General features: G+C 58.8%; 15 protein-coding genes and 1 pseudogene. 3 read left to right on the plus strand and 13 right to left on the minus strand.

The features are described 5' to 3' along the window. Positions 1–171 precede the first annotated feature (171 nt). The 7 genes from AC13DD_RS00570 to AC13DD_RS00600 all read right to left on the minus strand — a co-directional run bounded on the left by AC13DD_RS00570 (position 172) and on the right by AC13DD_RS00600 (position 6249). On the minus strand, positions 172–558 hold the full coding sequence (locus AC13DD_RS00570; protein ID WP_273083020.1) for a cupin domain-containing protein: 387 nt from the start codon (positions 556–558) through the stop codon (positions 172–174). A 136-nt stretch (positions 559–694) separates the two neighbouring features. Beyond that, on the minus strand, positions 695–1555 hold the full coding sequence (locus tag AC13DD_RS00575) for a LysR family transcriptional regulator (RefSeq protein WP_273083023.1): 861 nt from the start codon (positions 1553–1555) through the stop codon (positions 695–697). Beyond that, entirely contained in the window at positions 1549–2559 is a 1011-nt protein-coding gene (locus AC13DD_RS00580) for a phosphonate dehydrogenase (RefSeq protein WP_273083025.1), read from the minus strand. The genes AC13DD_RS00575 and AC13DD_RS00580 overlap by 7 nt, the downstream gene beginning before the upstream one ends. Before the next feature lie 9 nt (positions 2560–2568). Next, entirely contained in the window at positions 2569–3399 is an 831-nt protein-coding gene (gene phnE, locus AC13DD_RS00585) for a phosphonate ABC transporter, permease protein PhnE (RefSeq protein ID WP_273083027.1), read from the minus strand. Positions 3400–3407: 8 nt separating this feature from the next. Beyond that, complete coding sequence (gene phnD, locus AC13DD_RS00590; protein ID WP_273083030.1) at positions 3408–4271, minus strand: phosphate/phosphite/phosphonate ABC transporter substrate-binding protein; 864 nt, start codon at positions 4269–4271, stop codon at positions 3408–3410. Then, on the minus strand, positions 4268–5107 hold the full coding sequence (gene phnC, locus AC13DD_RS00595) for a phosphonate ABC transporter ATP-binding protein (RefSeq protein WP_349677129.1): 840 nt from the start codon (positions 5105–5107) through the stop codon (positions 4268–4270). The genes phnD and phnC overlap by 4 nt, the downstream gene beginning before the upstream one ends. Positions 5108–5235: 128 nt before the next feature. Continuing rightward, complete coding sequence (locus tag AC13DD_RS00600) at positions 5236–6249, minus strand: AraC family transcriptional regulator (RefSeq protein WP_482930692.1); 1014 nt, start codon at positions 6247–6249, stop codon at positions 5236–5238. 88 nt (positions 6250–6337) lie between these two features. Between AC13DD_RS00600 and AC13DD_RS00605 the strand changes: the two genes are divergently transcribed. Genes AC13DD_RS00605 through AC13DD_RS00615 form a run of 3 tightly spaced genes read left to right on the plus strand, consistent with a single transcriptional unit; the run spans position 6338 to position 10805 of the window. Further along, on the plus strand, positions 6338–7951 hold the full coding sequence (locus tag AC13DD_RS00605; protein WP_482930693.1) for an FAD-dependent oxidoreductase: 1614 nt from the start codon (positions 6338–6340) through the stop codon (positions 7949–7951). A gap of 5 nt (positions 7952–7956) precedes the next feature. Next, complete coding sequence (locus AC13DD_RS00610; RefSeq protein ID WP_273083039.1) at positions 7957–9150, plus strand: L-lactate dehydrogenase; 1194 nt, start codon at positions 7957–7959, stop codon at positions 9148–9150. Next, positions 9147–10805 (plus strand): acetolactate synthase large subunit, encoded by a 1659-nt coding sequence (locus tag AC13DD_RS00615; RefSeq protein WP_482930694.1) that lies wholly within the window; start codon positions 9147–9149, stop codon positions 10803–10805. Before AC13DD_RS00610 ends, AC13DD_RS00615 begins: the two co-directional genes overlap by 4 nt. Positions 10806–10917: 112 nt before the next feature. On the opposite strand, the gene AC13DD_RS00620 is transcribed toward AC13DD_RS00615, so the two are convergent. The 6 genes and pseudogenes from AC13DD_RS00620 to AC13DD_RS00645 all read right to left on the minus strand — a co-directional run. Further along, positions 10918–11163, minus strand: coding sequence for a hypothetical protein (locus AC13DD_RS00620; protein WP_482930695.1), 246 nt, complete (start codon positions 11161–11163; stop codon positions 10918–10920). Between the two features lie 177 nt (positions 11164–11340). After that, the gene (locus tag AC13DD_RS00625; RefSeq protein ID WP_482930696.1) at positions 11341–12648 is read right to left on the minus strand and encodes a short-chain fatty acid transporter; all 1308 of its coding nucleotides are present in this window, start codon (positions 12646–12648) and stop codon (positions 11341–11343) included. A 106-nt stretch (positions 12649–12754) separates the two neighbouring features. Then, positions 12755–13468, minus strand: a complete 714-nt coding sequence (locus AC13DD_RS00630; protein WP_482930697.1) for an SGNH/GDSL hydrolase family protein — start codon at positions 13466–13468, stop codon at positions 12755–12757. A gap of 26 nt (positions 13469–13494) precedes the next feature. Next, on the minus strand, positions 13495–13827 hold the full coding sequence (locus tag AC13DD_RS00635) for an SMR family transporter (protein ID WP_008175853.1): 333 nt from the start codon (positions 13825–13827) through the stop codon (positions 13495–13497). Between the two features lie 98 nt (positions 13828–13925). Continuing rightward, positions 13926–14951 carry a DUF2235 domain-containing protein gene (locus AC13DD_RS00640; RefSeq protein ID WP_008175850.1) on the minus strand — a complete coding sequence of 342 codons (1026 nt, stop codon included), beginning with the start codon at positions 14949–14951 and terminating at the stop codon, positions 13926–13928. A 354-nt stretch (positions 14952–15305) separates the two neighbouring features. Then, positions 15306–15782: pseudogene (locus AC13DD_RS00645) on the minus strand (IS3 family transposase); the annotation flags it as partial. Positions 15783–15911: the final 129 nt, after the last annotated feature.

Below are 15911 nucleotides of genomic sequence, written 5' to 3' on the forward strand. Positions count from 1 at the left end.
GCCACTCGTTCAGGCTCGGGGGAAGAAGCAGTTCCTGGCCAGGCGAATACGGGCGGAAAGTGGTTCCCATCAGTCATCCTGTTGCTGAAGAATTTTGATCTATTGTGCCAGAATGTAGCTTCTGCCGCGCAGACTCCTAGCCCTCCCCACAGTCAGGGGCGTCTAAACGGCTCAACCGCTGACTTGACGCCGGATGTGGTCGATTACTTCTCCGTGCTCGTGCTCGGGGCTGAACATCACAATGTCGGTGTCTGCCTCTGCTCTCACGCTGTGCCCGGGAGGCCAGTAGAACAGATCACCACTGCGGGAAGTTTCTTCCTCTCCATCGGTGTAAATCGCGGTGATTTCGCCGCTAACAACATATCCCCAATGGGGGCTCTGACAACTGTCGTTTTCAAGCCCGTGAAGCAACTCCGTTATATCGGTGCCGGCGCCAAACGAAAAATACTCAGCGCCCATCTTCCCGTAGCCCGTGACATCACCGAAATCGGTTTTCTGCCGAGCTATTGCACCGGGGGCATCGATCCGAACAGGTACATCTTCTTTTGCGATACGCATAAAGACTACCTCCGTGTCGATTTATTGCCAGGACTTCACCCACTGCGCGCTTACTTCGGGTTTGGCCCTGTCGATCAAAATAGCACAGTTTGTCTGGCGAATAAGCTTCGTTTGGTGGAACGAACTACTCATTTGCTCAATGGCATAAATGGCTCAGGAACGAAGAGACCGGGGGATGATTGGCCAGGGCATTCGGGTAGACCACCATAAGTTCCTTTGCCAATCCGGGGTTACTGACAGGGATGGCATGTAGCGAGCCCGCGCGAACTTCCTCCCTCACAGTCGCTTCCAGCACTAGCGATATACCCAGTCCCGCCTTTACTGCCTGTTTGACAGCCTCTGTGCTCCCTAGTTGCATGGACACCTTCGGAAACGGTCCCTCGTCACCAAAGAAGTTTGCCAGTAGCCGACCTGTGCCTGTGCCAGGCTCTCCGCCAAGCAGCGTCATTTCTGCGAGGGTGTCCCGATCTATGCATTGAAGATCTGCGCATGGGTGATCGGGTGGAACAATGAGTACCATCTGTTCTTGCCGCCAATCCTGCGCCAGAAATCCGGGTTTGGGCTGCCACCACTCCATTATGGCTATGTCGAGTTCGCCTATCGTTAGTTGCCGGGCAATTGAGGGGTTATTATCAATTACGAGGTCTACGTCTGGCGAGGCTGTATCGTCCCTGAAGGCCCGAAGGTAGGGCTGGAGCATGTAGATGCCAATGTTTGAGCTCGCACCTATCCGAACGCCGGCCCCCCGAACCGCTTCACGAGCATGTTTGTCGAGGCGCAAAATACTGTTTGCGAATGGTACCAGTGCCAAAGCCGCTCTGGTTGGCTCGCAGCCTGATCTTCCCCTTCGAATCAACAGCACATCCAGGTCCTGTTCAAGTTTCTGGATGTGCTGGGAGAGAGTGGGTTGGGCTATTCCAAGATTCTCGGCAGCGGTCTGAAAACTCTGATGCTGGACCAACGCAATAAAGCTCTTGAGCCAGACCGGATTCAGCATGGAAAGTCCTCACGTACCGACACAGAGTTGATCGCATCTCGCGGCCGTTCACCCCTCAATGCCTGCAGAATGTTCTCGGCCGCCCTTTGTTCGATGGCTCGCCTTACACTTTGTACGGCCGAGCCAATGTGAGCGGTAAATAATGTGTTCGGATGCGCAAGTAACTCCGGACTGATCTCGTGCGGACGATCCGATCGCGCCCAGTCCTCCATTTCGAACACATCGGCGGCGTAGCCACCCAACTGTCCGGAACTCAGTACCGCCAATACGGCTTTCTCATCCACCACGGAGCCCCTGCAAGGGTTGATCAGATAGGCGCCCCGCTTCATCAGTGCCAGGCGTGAAGGGTTTATGGTGTGAAAGGTATGCTCGTTAAGTGCCAATGCCAGTATTACGATATCGGATTGAGCGAGAAGCTCTTCCAGCCCTGTGCGCGCCAGCCCCAACTTCACTTCCTCATCCGCACGTAAGCCTTCGGGCTGTGAGTACAGCAGGTTCGCACCCCAGCCCTGAAGACGGGCGGCGATGGCCTTGCCAATGGCACCCATCCCAACAATGCCAATGGTGGTGCCTTCAATCCCCAGCCCGTAGAACTTCGGCTGCCACCCTCTGAATTCTCCGGAACGAACAAATTCGTCCGCTGCCTTTACCTGCCGGGTAAGACCGACGGTGAGTCCGATGGTCAGTTCTGCGGTGGGAACGGTTAGAAGATCCGGCACAAATGACAGCCACACCCCATGGCGAGTGCAGGCGTCCACATCGAAGTTGTCGTAACCTTTCAGGGCGGCGCCCACGATCTTCAGGTTCGGGCAATCAGCCAGAAACTCCTCGCCGATTCTGTCCGGCATGAAGGCCATCACGGCATCGGCCGTGGATACCCTGGCTTTTACCGAATCTGGCGGGAGCGTGCGGTTTGACTGATTGGTTACCAGCTCACAATGTGGTTCGAGGGCAGCCAGGACTTCATCGTGTACCCGGTGAGTTATCACAACTCTTGGTTTCATTCGTTTTCCTTACTTGAATTTCTTACGGAGGAAGCCGCTCAGGCTATCAACAATCGTGACCATCAGGAGGATAACAATCAGGATGGCACTGACTTCCTGGTACTGCATGATGCGCAGTGAGCCCATGAGTTCGAAACCGATGCCTCCGGCCCCTACCATGCCCATGACGGTCGAAGCGCGGAAGTTGTACTCCCAACGGTAGATGGATACATCGGCGAACTGCGGCAGAACCTGGGGCAGAACTGCGTGCCAGAGAACCTGTAGGCGGGTAGCTCCGGCAGCATCGGCAGCTTCCACCGGGGCTTCGTCCACATGTTCAATGGCTTCTGCAAAGAATTTACCGACCATTCCAATGGAATGAAGGCCGAGGGCAAGAACGCCCGGTAGCGCGCCAAAGCCGACGGCAGCGACAAAGATAATCCCCATGATCAGTTCGGGAACTGACCGCAGACCATTTAGGATGGTGCGTGTTATATGGAAAACAGCCGGGTGCGGCGACGTATTCCGGGCAGCAAGGAAAGCTAGCGGTACCGAAGCGGCAACCGCAATTGCAGTGCCGGCAATGCTCATTGCGAGGGTATCGACAAGTGGCGACACCCAATTCATCACATTTGTAAAGTCGGGCGGCAGCGATTCACCCAGCAGGACGCCAATCGCCGGCACGCCATTGGCAAGGGTTTTGAAATTGAGCAGGCCCACGTACCAGCTGGCAATGAGAATCACCGCAAGAACCAAGCCTGCCTGCAGGAGTTTTCTCCGCCAGCCCCGGGCATGCTCATCCAGCACCGGAGCTGACGGAGCCGGCGACAGAGTCGCCGGTTCCGTCGGGGTATAACTCATGGAGTTCCTCACATCTTGGCGAAGTCGAGGTTCAGGAGGCTGCCCATGCGCCGGATTACGTCGTAATCCGAATCGGAGATAGCAGCAAAGCCTTCAGCCTTAAGGTTGCTCAGGATTTCCTTGTCGTCGATGCTGATGAAGGCATTTCGAACCTTTTCTTTCAGCTCCGGGGCGAGATTTGAGCGCATGGCCCAGGGATACTGGGGGAACTCGCCGCTATACCCGAGAACCTTCACATTGTTGCGGTCAATCAGGCCACGATCCATCACATGCTGGAAAATCACCTCAGACAGGCCGCCGGCTTCTGCGTTGCCATTTGCCACATTCACTGCAACAGAGTCGTGGGACCCCACGAAATGTGCCTCGTAGTCACGGCCGGCTTCCAGGCCCGAAGATTCCATCAGGACAGTTTTGGGAATCAGGTGGCTCGATGTTGAGGCCCGATCACCATAGGCCATCTTCTTGCCCTTGATGTCGGCATAGGACTCAACCCCGGAGTCTGCGTTGGCAATGATGATGGAGCGGTACGTGGGCTTGCCGTCCACAATCATGGCTGCAAAGGGCTCGATGTCACTCTTGCTCTTGGCCATCACGTAGGACAGAGGGCCGAAGTAAGCGAGGTCGATACGTCCGAAGCGCATGGCTTCGATCATCGAGGAATAATCGGTAGTAACGATCAGCTCAACTTCCTTGCCAAGCGTGCTTTCCAGGTAGTCTTTTAGCGGTTGATTGCGTTTGATCAGTTCAGAGGCGTTCTCATCGGGCAGTAGTGCAACTTTCAAAAGATCAGGGTCTGGATCTGCTGCAAGTGCCTGCGGATTCAATCCTGTCACCAGGCAGAGTGCGATCAAGAGGTTCAGGAACGCTTTCATCGGGCTATCTCCAGTTTCTTCGGTTGGGGGTTAACGGGTGTATTGCCGGGAACTGGGACGGTTCGAGGTTTGGTCTCATAGTTCCCGTGGTAGATCTCATTCAGGTGGTGTTGCTTCAATTGTGCAGGTGGTGCATCGAACACAATCCGGGCATTCGCCAGGCCTATGATTCGGTCCGCGAAGCGTTGGGCGTATTCCAGCTGATGCAGCGAAATAACAGCGGTAATACCGTCTTCCTGGCAGATATCGCGCAGTAACCCCAGTACCTTTTCCGATGTGGCCGGATCCAGACTGGCAACGGGTTCATCCGCGAGAATCATTGAGGGCTGTTGTGCAAGCGCACGGGCGATGCCCACTCGCTGTTGCTGGCCACCAGACAGCTGGTCAATCCTGGCCAGAGCTTTGTCGGCAAGCCCAACGCGTTCAAGGCAGTGAAGGGCAAGTTCAAGATCGTACCTGGGCAGTGGTAACAGGCTGCGCCAGGTGCTGTGATAGGCAAGCCTGCCCGTCAGCACGTTCTGGAGTGCAGTGTGGCGCTCGATCAACTGATGATGTTGGAACACCATGGCAGTGCGGCTTCGGTGCAGCCGCACTGTTTTGTGGTTATCAAGGTCACCAAATTCCGCCGAAACGACCTTGCCAGCCGTTGGCTGCACCAGGTGGTTGAGTGACCTCAGCAGAGTGGATTTGCCCGCACCGGAAAGGCCGAGCAGGACCGTAAACTCGCCCTTGTTGAAATCAACGGTGGTGGGCCGTAGAGCAAGGACATTGCCGGGGTAAGTCACCCCCATGTCCTCAATGCGAAGCATCATGTCGGGGTATGAAGCAGGCGTCATTGGATCACCTTTTGCAATGAATAAGCTCGCTTGATTGCGACTTACAATGCAACGCTAATCCTGAGAGGTGACAATGCAGTGTCAGTGAGGTGACACCTTAATGACCATTTGCCCCAGCCGAAGAATATTTACTCAGCCAGGTTTACCTGCTTGCGCCACCGCACCGGTGGCATGCCCGTCCAGCGGCGGAATGCGCGGTAAAAGGTGCTTACCTCGGCAAACCCCAGCGCTTCGGCGATTTCCGGCAGGGAAGAGGTGGAATCGGCAACCGCCTGCAGAGCCTTTTCGCGGCGTACGTCGTCAACAAGCCCATCAAATGTCTTGCCCTGTTCACGGAGCCGCCGGGCCAGGCTGCGTTCGCTGATGCCAAGGGCTTCCGCTGCGTCTGCCCGGCGAGGCAGAACCGGCCCTATCCGGGCGGTGAGCCATCTGCGAATTTCCGGTACCGAGGCACTGTTGATGGAAAGCGCGGCGAGGCGGGCGGTTGTGTAGCGCTCGTGCACTTGCGCAAGCTGAGGGTCTGCCTGGGGCAGGGGCTGGTCCAGGACGCTATTGTCGATGAGTACCCCGCTGAACGCCTGCTCGAACTCCACCGGGCAGTTGAATACCGTCTGATATCCCGCCAACGGCCCCAGTCGCGGTTGGCTGAACTGCACCCGGGCCGGTTGCATCCGGGTTCCCGTAACCCAGCTCCCGAAGCCCACCACCGAGGCCAGCACCGCCTCGATCTGATGAGGGCTGAATGCCAGCAGGCCCTGCCTGGGATGGTAAACCAGCCAGGTGGCCGCGTTGCCGGCAACAACCTGGAAACGCCCGCCATCGGAGATCAGCCGCTGGAAACGCTGCACCATCACGATGGCTTCCCGCAGGGTGGCGGCGGACTGCAGCGCAAACCCGACGCCGCTGATACTCATGGGGGAGAACTCCGCACCCACTTTCAGGCCAAAGCCCGGGTCGCCGGTGCAGCGTTCGGCGGCGTGCCAGAGCCGGGTAATGTCGTCAATCGGCCAGCGTTCCAGTTCGCAGGCGGAGTGCGGAATACCTGCCGCGGCCAGCAGTTGCTCGGCCGTTACCGACAGCCTCTCTGCAGCACCGATCACGGTGTTGACCCAGCCAATGGAAACCGTGGCCTCTAACGTCAATTTTGTTGGCCTCTGAAGTCAATTTTAAAGCTATGGTACCGGTATATCTTTAAAGCTGACAACTCATTGCGATCAGGTCGGATGCGATATGGCCAAGGTAATTACCTCAGATATTCTGGTAGTCGGCGGAGGGCTGGCTGGTATTGTTGCCGCCCTGGAAGGCCTGCGCGCCGGCAAGTCCGTTGTCCTGGCAGACCGGGATACCGAAGAACGCATGGGAGGCCTGGCCCTGTGGGCCTTTGGCGGCATGATGCTGGTGGGCACGCCGCTGCAGAAACGCATGAAGATTGCAGACACACCAGAGATTGCCCTGGACGACTGGCTCAGCTTCGGCAAGCTGGCCTCCGACGATGAATTGCCCCTGCAATGGGCCCGTTACTACGTGGAGCATTCACGCTCCGAGGTTTACGACTGGCTCAGCAACGAAGGCATAAAATTCCTGCCGGCGGTGAACTGGGTTGAGCGCGGCCGTTTCGGCGATGGCAACCGTTTGCCCCGTTACCATGTGGTCTGGGGCACCGCCCGGGAACTGGTTCGGTGCCTGATGACGGCGCTGCACCGGGAGAACACCAGCGGCAAGCTCACCCTGCTGCACCAGCATCGCATCACCGAACTCGACCACGAAGCGGGAAAAGTGAGCGGCGCTCTGGCCATTAACGAGGTCACTGATGAGGAAGTGCGCTTCGCGGCTTCGGCGGTGGTTCTGGCCACCGGCGGCATCAACGGCAGCCACAAGGAATGCCGGGCCAACTGGCCGGTGGATCGCCCGCAACCCACCCGCATGTTGAACGGTGCCCACCCCTATGCCGATGGCCACATGCATCACTGGGTGGCCGACACCCTCGGAGGCCGGATTACCCATGCCGGCGAAATGTGGAACTACGCGGCCGGCTTCCCGCATCCGTACCCCCACTTTCCCGGCCATGGCCTTTCAACCATTCCCTGCAAATCGGCCCTGTGGCTGAACCACCGGGGTGAACGGATTGGCCCGGAACCCCTGGTGACCGGCTTTGATACCCACTGGCTTTGCCAGCGGGTGGCGGAACAGGAAAAGCCCTGGACTTGGCACCTGCTGAACTGGCGCATTGCCGCCAAGGAATTTGCCATCTCCGGCGCCGAGCACAACGCCCGCATCCGGGACAAACAGTTCCCCCAGTTTGTAAAAGAGCTGTTGCTGGGCAACCACGCCCTGGTGCGACAGATGCAGCATGAAAGCCGGGATTTCCTGGTGGCGGAGAACCTCGCCGACCTGGCTGGCAAGATGAACGCGCTGACCTGCTCCAACGACATCAATCCGGGTACGCTCCAGGCTACCGCCGATGCCTTCGATGCCAATTTCGCGACAGGCACCAGTCTCCATGACGATCCCCAGATCCGCATGATCCAGCACGCCCGGGAATGGAAGCCGGACCGCCTTCGCACCTGCAAGCCGGCGCCGCTGCAGAAATCCGGTGCGGGCCCGTTCATCGCCATCCGCATGCAGCTGATTACCCGCAAGAGCCTGGGTGGCCTGCAGACTGATCTGCAGAGTCGCGTCCTCACCGCCCAGGGCGCACCCGTTGAAGGTCTCTACTGTGTGGGCGAGGCCGCAGGCTTTGGTGGCGGTGGTGCCAACGGCAAGCGCTCCCTGGAAGGTACCTTCCTGCCGGGCTGCATCATGACGGCCCGGGCAGCGGTGCGCTCCATTGTGGCGGGGGGCTAACCGCCATGACGTTGAAGCTGAGCTACCCGGCCACCGCTGAAGACTACCGGGCAAGGGCCCGCGCCCGGTTGCCCCGGTTCCTGTTTGATTACCTGGACGGCGGCGCAACAGACGAACAGACCCTCCGGGCCAATGAAACCGAATGGGATGGCATAAAACTGCGCCAGCGGGTATTGATTGATGTCGACCAGGTGGATACCACAAGTACCCTCGCCGGCGAGACCTGCGACATGCCCATGGTGCTCGCGCCGCTCGGGCTGGCCGGCATGATGGCCCGGCGTGGGGAAGTGCAGGCGGCCCGCAGCGCAGAAGCAGCCGGCATCCCGTTTACCCTCTCCACCGTAGGCATCTGCCCGGTGGAAGAAGTGCAGACCGCCGTTTCCAAGGCGGCCTGGTTCCAGCTCTACATGATTCGTGACCGGGCCCGTATCGAAGCCCTGCTGGATAAAGCCTGGGCAGCCGGTTGCCGCACACTGGTGTTTACCGTCGACCTGCCGCAACCGGGCATGCGCCATCGCGACTTGCGCAATGGCCTCTCCAACTCCGGAGCCCGCGCGAAGGCCCTGAAGGCCGTTCAACTGCTGTCCCGCCCCGGCTGGCTCTGGGATGTGGCCGTGCGCGGCGGCCCCCTGAACTTTGGCAACCTCAGTGACGTGGTGCCGGATGCCGGAGATCTCGACGCGTTCAAGGCCTGGATTGATGCCCAGTTTGATCCCACCGTGACCTGGGCCGACATTGAATGGCTGCGCCGCCACTGGAAAGGTACCCTGCTGCTGAAAGGCATACTGGATGGGGAAGACGCTCGCCAGGCGGTGAACGTGGGGGCAGACGGCATCATCGTCTCTAACCACGGCGGCCGTCAGCTGGACGGCGTCGCCTCCGGCGCAAGCAAACTGCCGGAAATTGTGGCCGCTGTGGGATCAGAAACCGAACTGCTCGTGGATGGCGGTATTCGCAGTGGCGTGGATATTTTCCGGGCCCTGGCTCTCGGTGCCCGGGGCGTGATGATCGGCCGCCCCTGGGCCTGGGCTCTGGCCGGCGGCGGTGAGGCCGGGCTGAAAAACCTGCTGGCCAGTCTGCAGCAGGAGCTGCGCCTGGCCATGACCCTCACCGGCGTTACCCGAATTGCCGACATCGGCACAGACCAACTGGATAGAAACTCAAACCCTGAACCCGGAAAGCTTGGAGAACAACAATGACAAACGGCGCACAAGCCCTGATGAAAACCCTGGTGGATGCCGGTGTTGAGGTCTGCTTCAGCAACCCCGGTACCAGCGAAATGCACTTTGTGGCCGCCCTGGATGACGAGCCCAAAATGCGGGCGGTTCTTGCCCTGTTCGAGGGTGTGGCCACCGGCGCCGCTGACGGCTACGCCCGCATGGCCGACAAACCCGCCGCCACCCTGTTGCACCTGGGCTGCGGGCTGGGCAACGGCCTGGCCAACCTGCACAACGCCCGCAAGGGCAAGGTGCCGGTGCTGAACATTGTTGGCGACCACGCCACCTACCACGTGAAATACGATGCCCAGCTGCAGTCTGATATCGAGACCGTTGCCCGCAACGTGTCCCCGGGGTTTGTACGCACGGCCAAGAGTACCGAAACGTTGTGCCAGGATGCCGCCGAAGCCATTGCCGCTGCCCGCAGCGCGCCCGGGCAGGTTGCCACGCTGATATTGCCGGCGGATGTGTCCTGGGGTGAGGGCGGTGTGCCAAGCGCGCCTGTGGCACCGCCGACGCCCGAGCCGGCAGACGATGCCACAGTTGAAGCCATTGCCAAGGCCATCCGTTCCGGCAAGAAAACCGCCCTGCTGATGGGTGGCCATTCCCTGCGCGAACCGAGCATGCTGGCGGCCGCCAAACTGGCCGCACACAGTGGCGTGACCCTGCTGGCGGAAACCTTCCCAACCCGCATTGAGCGGGGCGCCGGCCTGCCTTACATCGAACGCCTGGCCTACCTGGCCGAACTGGCTACGGTGCAACTGACGGACGTGGAACAACTGATTCTGGTGGACGCCAAGGCGCCGGTCTCCTTCTTCGCCTATCCCGGCAAGAAGAGCTACCTGGTGCCGGACACCTGCCAGGTACATACCCTGGTGGCGCCCGACCAGGACATCCTGGCCAGCCTGAACAAGCTCAACGACGCCGTTGGCGCCAGCCAGGCCGAACCGAAGCTGCAACCAGCGAAACGGCCGGGCCGGCCACGGGGCAAGCTCACCGCCGAGAAAGTCTGCAAAGCGGTGGGTGAACTGATGCCCGAGAACGCCATCATCGTGGACGAGGGCATCACCTCCAGCCTGATGCTCTCGGTAATGACCGCCGGCGCGCCCCGCCACGACATGATCACCCTCACCGGTGGCGCCATCGGCCAGGGCCTGCCCAATGCCGTGGGTGCCGCCGTGGCCTGCCCGGACCGGCCGGTTATCGCACTGATCGGTGATGGCACTGCCATGTACACCATTCAGGCCCTGTGGACCATGGCCCGGGAACAGCTGAACGTAACCTCCATCATCTTCAACAACGCCTCTTACTCCGTGCTCAACATCGAACTGGAGCGGGTAGGTGCGGAAGAAGCCGGGGAGAAAGCCAAATCCCAGCTGGACCTGCGCGGCCCGGTGATCAACTTCGCGGAAATGGCCAACGGCATGGGCGTTCACGGCGTGCGGGTGCACACCGCCGAGGAAATGGCAAAAGCCCTGGAATACGCCCAGAGAATGCCGGGGCCGCACGTGATAGAGGCCATGATTCCCGAGTCACTCAGCGGCGTGAAACGCCGAGTACTGCCCTGGATGCTGCGGGCACTGCCGAGCCTTCCGGTATCAGTTTCCCGGGCGCTGAAGCGCAAGCTTGCGCCTTAGCAGGATTGGCGAACGCCTACATTGAATTGGGTGAAGAAATCGGGCCTGTCTCCTGCGGAGGAGACAGGCCCTTAGCTTTCTGGGGCTCAACGGTCCCGCTCAGCCGGGTGTATCAGAGCTTGGCGAGCTCAGCATCGAATGCTTTGGCACCAACATCGGTGAACTCATAAGCTCCACGAATATACTGCAGTGTTGCCATTTCTGTATCTGTAACGCCTTGTCCATCCTTAGCGGACTTGAACAGGTCTTTTGCTTCGTCCACTGAGATTTTGCCCTCGCCCCGACCCGTAGTGTGTTTTACGGCCAGGTCAATGAGCTCTTTCTCATATTTGTTGCCATCAATTGTCACATAAGCCATAAGAATATCCTTCCGTGAGGTATTGGATCGTTCTTTCCGGAACGTTAATGCTTATGCCGGAGAATGTGCCGAGGGTGGCACATTCCTTAATTTAGCCCCTTGTTCAAAGAATGAACAGATTTTAGTGGTGAGATCCGGGGAGCTCTCAAGCCCCCGGATTCAGTGGTTGGGCAGGCGTTACAGCCAGGTCAGGCCAGCGCTGATGATGATGCCGGTGATGATCAGCAGCATCAGGCAGTAACCCATGATGTCCTTGGCCTTCAGCCCGGCAATGGCCAGCACCGGCAGGGCCCAGAATGGCTGGAGCAGGTTGGTCCAGGCATCACCCCAGGCGACGGCCATGGCCACCCTGGGAATATCTGCACCCAGCTCCTGCGCCGCAGGCAGCATAACCGGAGCCTGCACCGCCCACTGACCGCCTCCTGAGGGAACGAAGATGTTTACTAGGCCAGCACTGATGAAACTCCAGAAGGGTAGGCTCTCGGCACTGGCAATGGAGACAAACCCACTGGAAATGCTGGCTGCCAGACCAGAGGCCGTCATCACGCTCATAATGCCCGCATAGAACGGGAACTGGATAACGATACCGGCACCGCCCTTGACTGCCTCGTTCAGGCTTGCCAGCAGGCGCTTTGGAGTCTGGTGCAGGATGATGGCAATGAACAGGAACATGAAGTTAACGATGTTCAGGTTCAGGCCGCCCCCGTCCATGAAATACTGGAAGATAAACGCGATGCCACTGAAACCGATCAGCCAGGCCAGGGTGCGGCTGTTCTCCAGGTAGTCAGCAGGGCGATTGATTACCACAGAAGTGTCTGGCTCGTCGTCCAGGATCTTCGGGTCGGCATAAATGCTGTCCCTTTCCTCAGGCAGCATCAGCCGGTTGACCAGCGGCACAATGATGAACAGGGCCGCCACAATGGCCAAGTTAAAGAACGCAAAGATGGTTTCCCCGGTGCCGATAATGCCGATGGTGTCCTGGGTGAAGTGCCCCTCGGTAGCAATGGTCAGAGGAATAGAGCCTGCGAGGCCTCCGTGCCAGACAATAAAGCCAGAGTAAGCGCTGGCAATCAGAAGGGGGTAGTGGACGCGGATCTGGCGAGCCAGCGCCTTGGCGAACAGGGCGCCCACAACAAGGCCAAACCCCCAGTTAATCCAGCTTGCAATCAAAGCAATGAAGGTCACTAGCACTATTGCCTGGCCAGGCGTTCTGGCGAGCATCGCTATACGGTTCAGGATGCCTCGCACCAGCGGTGTGCTGGCCATCATGAAGCCGGTGACCAGCACCAGCAGCATTTGCATGGAGAAGGTGAGCAGGTTCCAGAAGCCGTTACCCCACATCTCAACCACGGCCATTGGGCTGTGGCCCTGAAAAACCATGGCAGCGATAAAGGCGACCAGGGTAAGAATGATGACAAACAGGTACGGGTCTGGCAGATATTTATCCACCAGGCTGACCATCGGTTTGGACGCTCTGTCTAGCATTTGTTACCTCGTTGTTTTGTTTAGACTCTGTGCGAGTGTAGCAAGCTAAACGTAAAGCGCTTCCTTAAACCATTATTCTTTCGGAGCATTGTGTTTAAGAGGGGACTCAGGATGCCTGGATACTCGAGGCAATGGCATCAGCAATAAATGCGTAGCCTTTTGGGCTGGGGTGGTAGCCATCGCTGGCGAGAAGATCCGGATCGGTCACAGTCGGGTAGTTAAGGTACCCAAAATCTGCAGCGGCGTCCCTGGCCAGCTGTTGGTAGATCTTGTCCAGCTGCATTGCGCGCCACCCCATTACGTAACGAAGCGGCGAGGGCAGCGCCGTGAACAGATGCATCGGTGGCACGCTCAGAAGCAGAATAGGCCCTGAATACCGTGGCGCCAGCAATTGGCGCAATGCCCGCAACTGCCGGCGGAAACGAAAGCGGGGCGTGAAGCCCGTGGTGTCGTTCACCCCCATGCTCAGCAGCACCACATCCGCCTCCGGCAGTTCGGTGGTTTCCAGCTTGCGAACCAACGCCCCAAGCCGGATGCCGTTGACCCCGAAGGTATGCCAGGCAATGGTCTGACCCGTGCGCTCGTGGATTTCCCTTGCCAACTGGCTGGCCAGGCCCTGATCGTGGGTTTCAACACCCACACCGGCCGCCGTGGATTCGCCAATCACCAGGACTCGCCTGGCGGGAGTACCTTCGCCATATTGGCCGCACGGAGAGCCACCGGCCTCCGGCAGCCTGGGCGTTGTGCGGCGCGCCTGTTTGCCCTGGTAGAGCAGTACCGGAAAGAGCAGGGTAGTCGTCAGCCAGAAAGGGAGGTGCATCGAGAAGCTCCGGTTTTACCGACAGGTTAGTGAGCGACTGACTTGGAAAACAGATTGATCACTGCAACACCGGTGATGATCAGCGCCATACCAATCACAGTGGCGGCATCCAGAGCCTGCCCGTAAATCAGCCAGCCGATCAGTGCCACCAGCACAACGCCCATCCCCGCCCAGATGGCATAGGCCACGCCTACGGGAATTTCCTTCAAAGTCAGCGAGAGGAAGTAAAAGGCAATTGTATAGCCAGCGATCACCAGCAGGCTGGGCCAGAGTTTGGTGAACCCTTCACTGGCTTTCAGGCCGGTGGTGGCTATCACTTCCGCTACGATGGCAACGCCCAGAAAAATCCAGCTCTTCACAACTTACAGCCCCCTATTGGTGAACAGCCGTCCGGCACGACCGAACGGTACTCTGTGGCTGCGGAGTCTATCAAAAACCAGGCCGATAACGCGCGGGCTTATCCCGGCCAGAGCGGTGGCCATTGGCCGTGGAGCTTGTTGTACTGCTCGATGGGCTCGCTACGGTAGCCGCCGGCATAGCGCTCTTTCACGGTGGGATGCACCCAGGTGCGGTTGGTCTCGGGCGGGGGTATCTCGCGCACCAGCTTGCCCAGCAACTTGTACTTGCCCTTGTACTCATTGTGCTGATCGGCGTTGGCGTGGGTTACGGCGGGCAGGGAATCATTGAACACCAGGGCGTGTTTTTGCGCTTCCTCTTTCAGCCACAGAAGGGGGATATCCGCCAGGGTGCGGCCCTGTTTGTCTGGCTCGTAACCGCCGCCTACGTCCGAGTGCACCCCGGCAAACCAGACCTGGGCCAGATCGGTGCCGTCTCGCGGCTCCCAGAGCGTGGGTTCGAAATCCTCCCGCTGCTCGTCCAGCGAAAGCGCGTGACGGGCAACGCGAATGTTGCTGCCGATCTTACAATCGTAGAACAGGTCCCGATCCTTGATCAGGCCGAAAAAAGTAAAGGGCAGGCCCAGGGCACCCACGGTATCCCACACCCCGACAAACCGGATGGGCGTGCGCCGCTCCAGCGAATATTTCGCCTTCCAGGCCATGGAGTGGTCGCCGTTGGCCTTGTGCTTCTTGGTTTTGTAGAGCTTGAAGGCCTCCTCGATCCGGCTGCCGTGTTCTTTTCGCAGAATGCTGCAGTTGTTGATCATTCCGCAAAGACTTCGGGCCGTGTAGGCACCGCGGCTGAACCCGAACAGGAAAATCTCGTCGCCGGGCTCGTAGTTGTGCACCAGAAACCGGTAGCCGTCCATCACGTTCTTCTCCAGCCCGTAACCGGTGGCGCCGGCGCGGAGTGAATCGTGGTAGGAGCCAATGCCCCAGTCGTAGAACACCACCTGCTCCACCCCGTTACCGTCGGTAGGCCGGATGGCGCGGGCAAATTGCAGAACGTTGGTGGGGAAGTCCTCACCCAGTATTTCCTCCGGGCGATTCCAGGTGCCATCGAAGCAGACAGCAATGCGTTTCATGGGAGTGACCTCCTGTCGTTTTGTTTCCCGTTGCTCCAGCTGGGAACCGGGGAGCAACTTTGCCCACTCTCCGGCGAATGGAAACGGCCGGTACATCCTGTTTGGTGGGTATAGATGAGTATCTCAGGTATGTGAGTTGGAGGGTAGTGCCGACAAGCTGGAGTTATACGCACGCGTTCCCAAAACTCCAGATGTCAGATGAGAAATGCCGGTAACTATCTGATAGGGTTGGAAAGTGAAGGAAATCTGGGCGGAGTTATACGCCTATAGCGGGAGCAGGAGTGGCTCAGGAGAGGGCGTATAACTCCGGCGGTAGCCGTGGTAATTGATGCTCAATGGCAAGCCCCCGATATCTTAGACACCTGACAGCTTTGTGAAGTACTGCTTTTCGAAGTCCACCGGCGACAAGCCACCGTTGTTGCCGTGACGGCGAACAGGGTTATAAAACATCTCGATGTAATCGAAGATATCCTGCCGGGCTGTTTCCCGATCCTTGTAGATTTTCCGCTTCACTCGCTCACTTTTGAGTAATGAGAAGAAGCTTTCCGCAACCGCATTGTCGTGACAGTTTCCGCGACGGCTCATACTGGGCTTCAAACGGTGGTCCTTCAGGAAATCTCTCCATTCACGGCTAGTGTATTGAGAGCCTTGATCTGAATGAATCAGAACCTCCTGCTTCGGCCTTCGCCGCCAGGAAGCCATTAGTAAGGCGTCCATAACGAGGTCTGTCGACATCCGTGGCTTCATGGACCAGCCCACAATTTGCCGGGAGAACAGGTCCAGAACGGTGGCAAGGTACAAAAAGCCCTCGTGGGTCCGAAGTAGAGTAAGAGGCAGGGCGTAGTCGGACTATTTCCCTGCCTCTCCTCTCCGAACCGGACGTGCACCTTTCAGCGCATCCGGCTCTCCGTTTAAACGCTGGACAGTGCCATAGCGACCTCAGGAAAGCGCGAGGTCCAA

The organism is Marinobacter sp. L-13 (genome assembly GCF_056857715.1).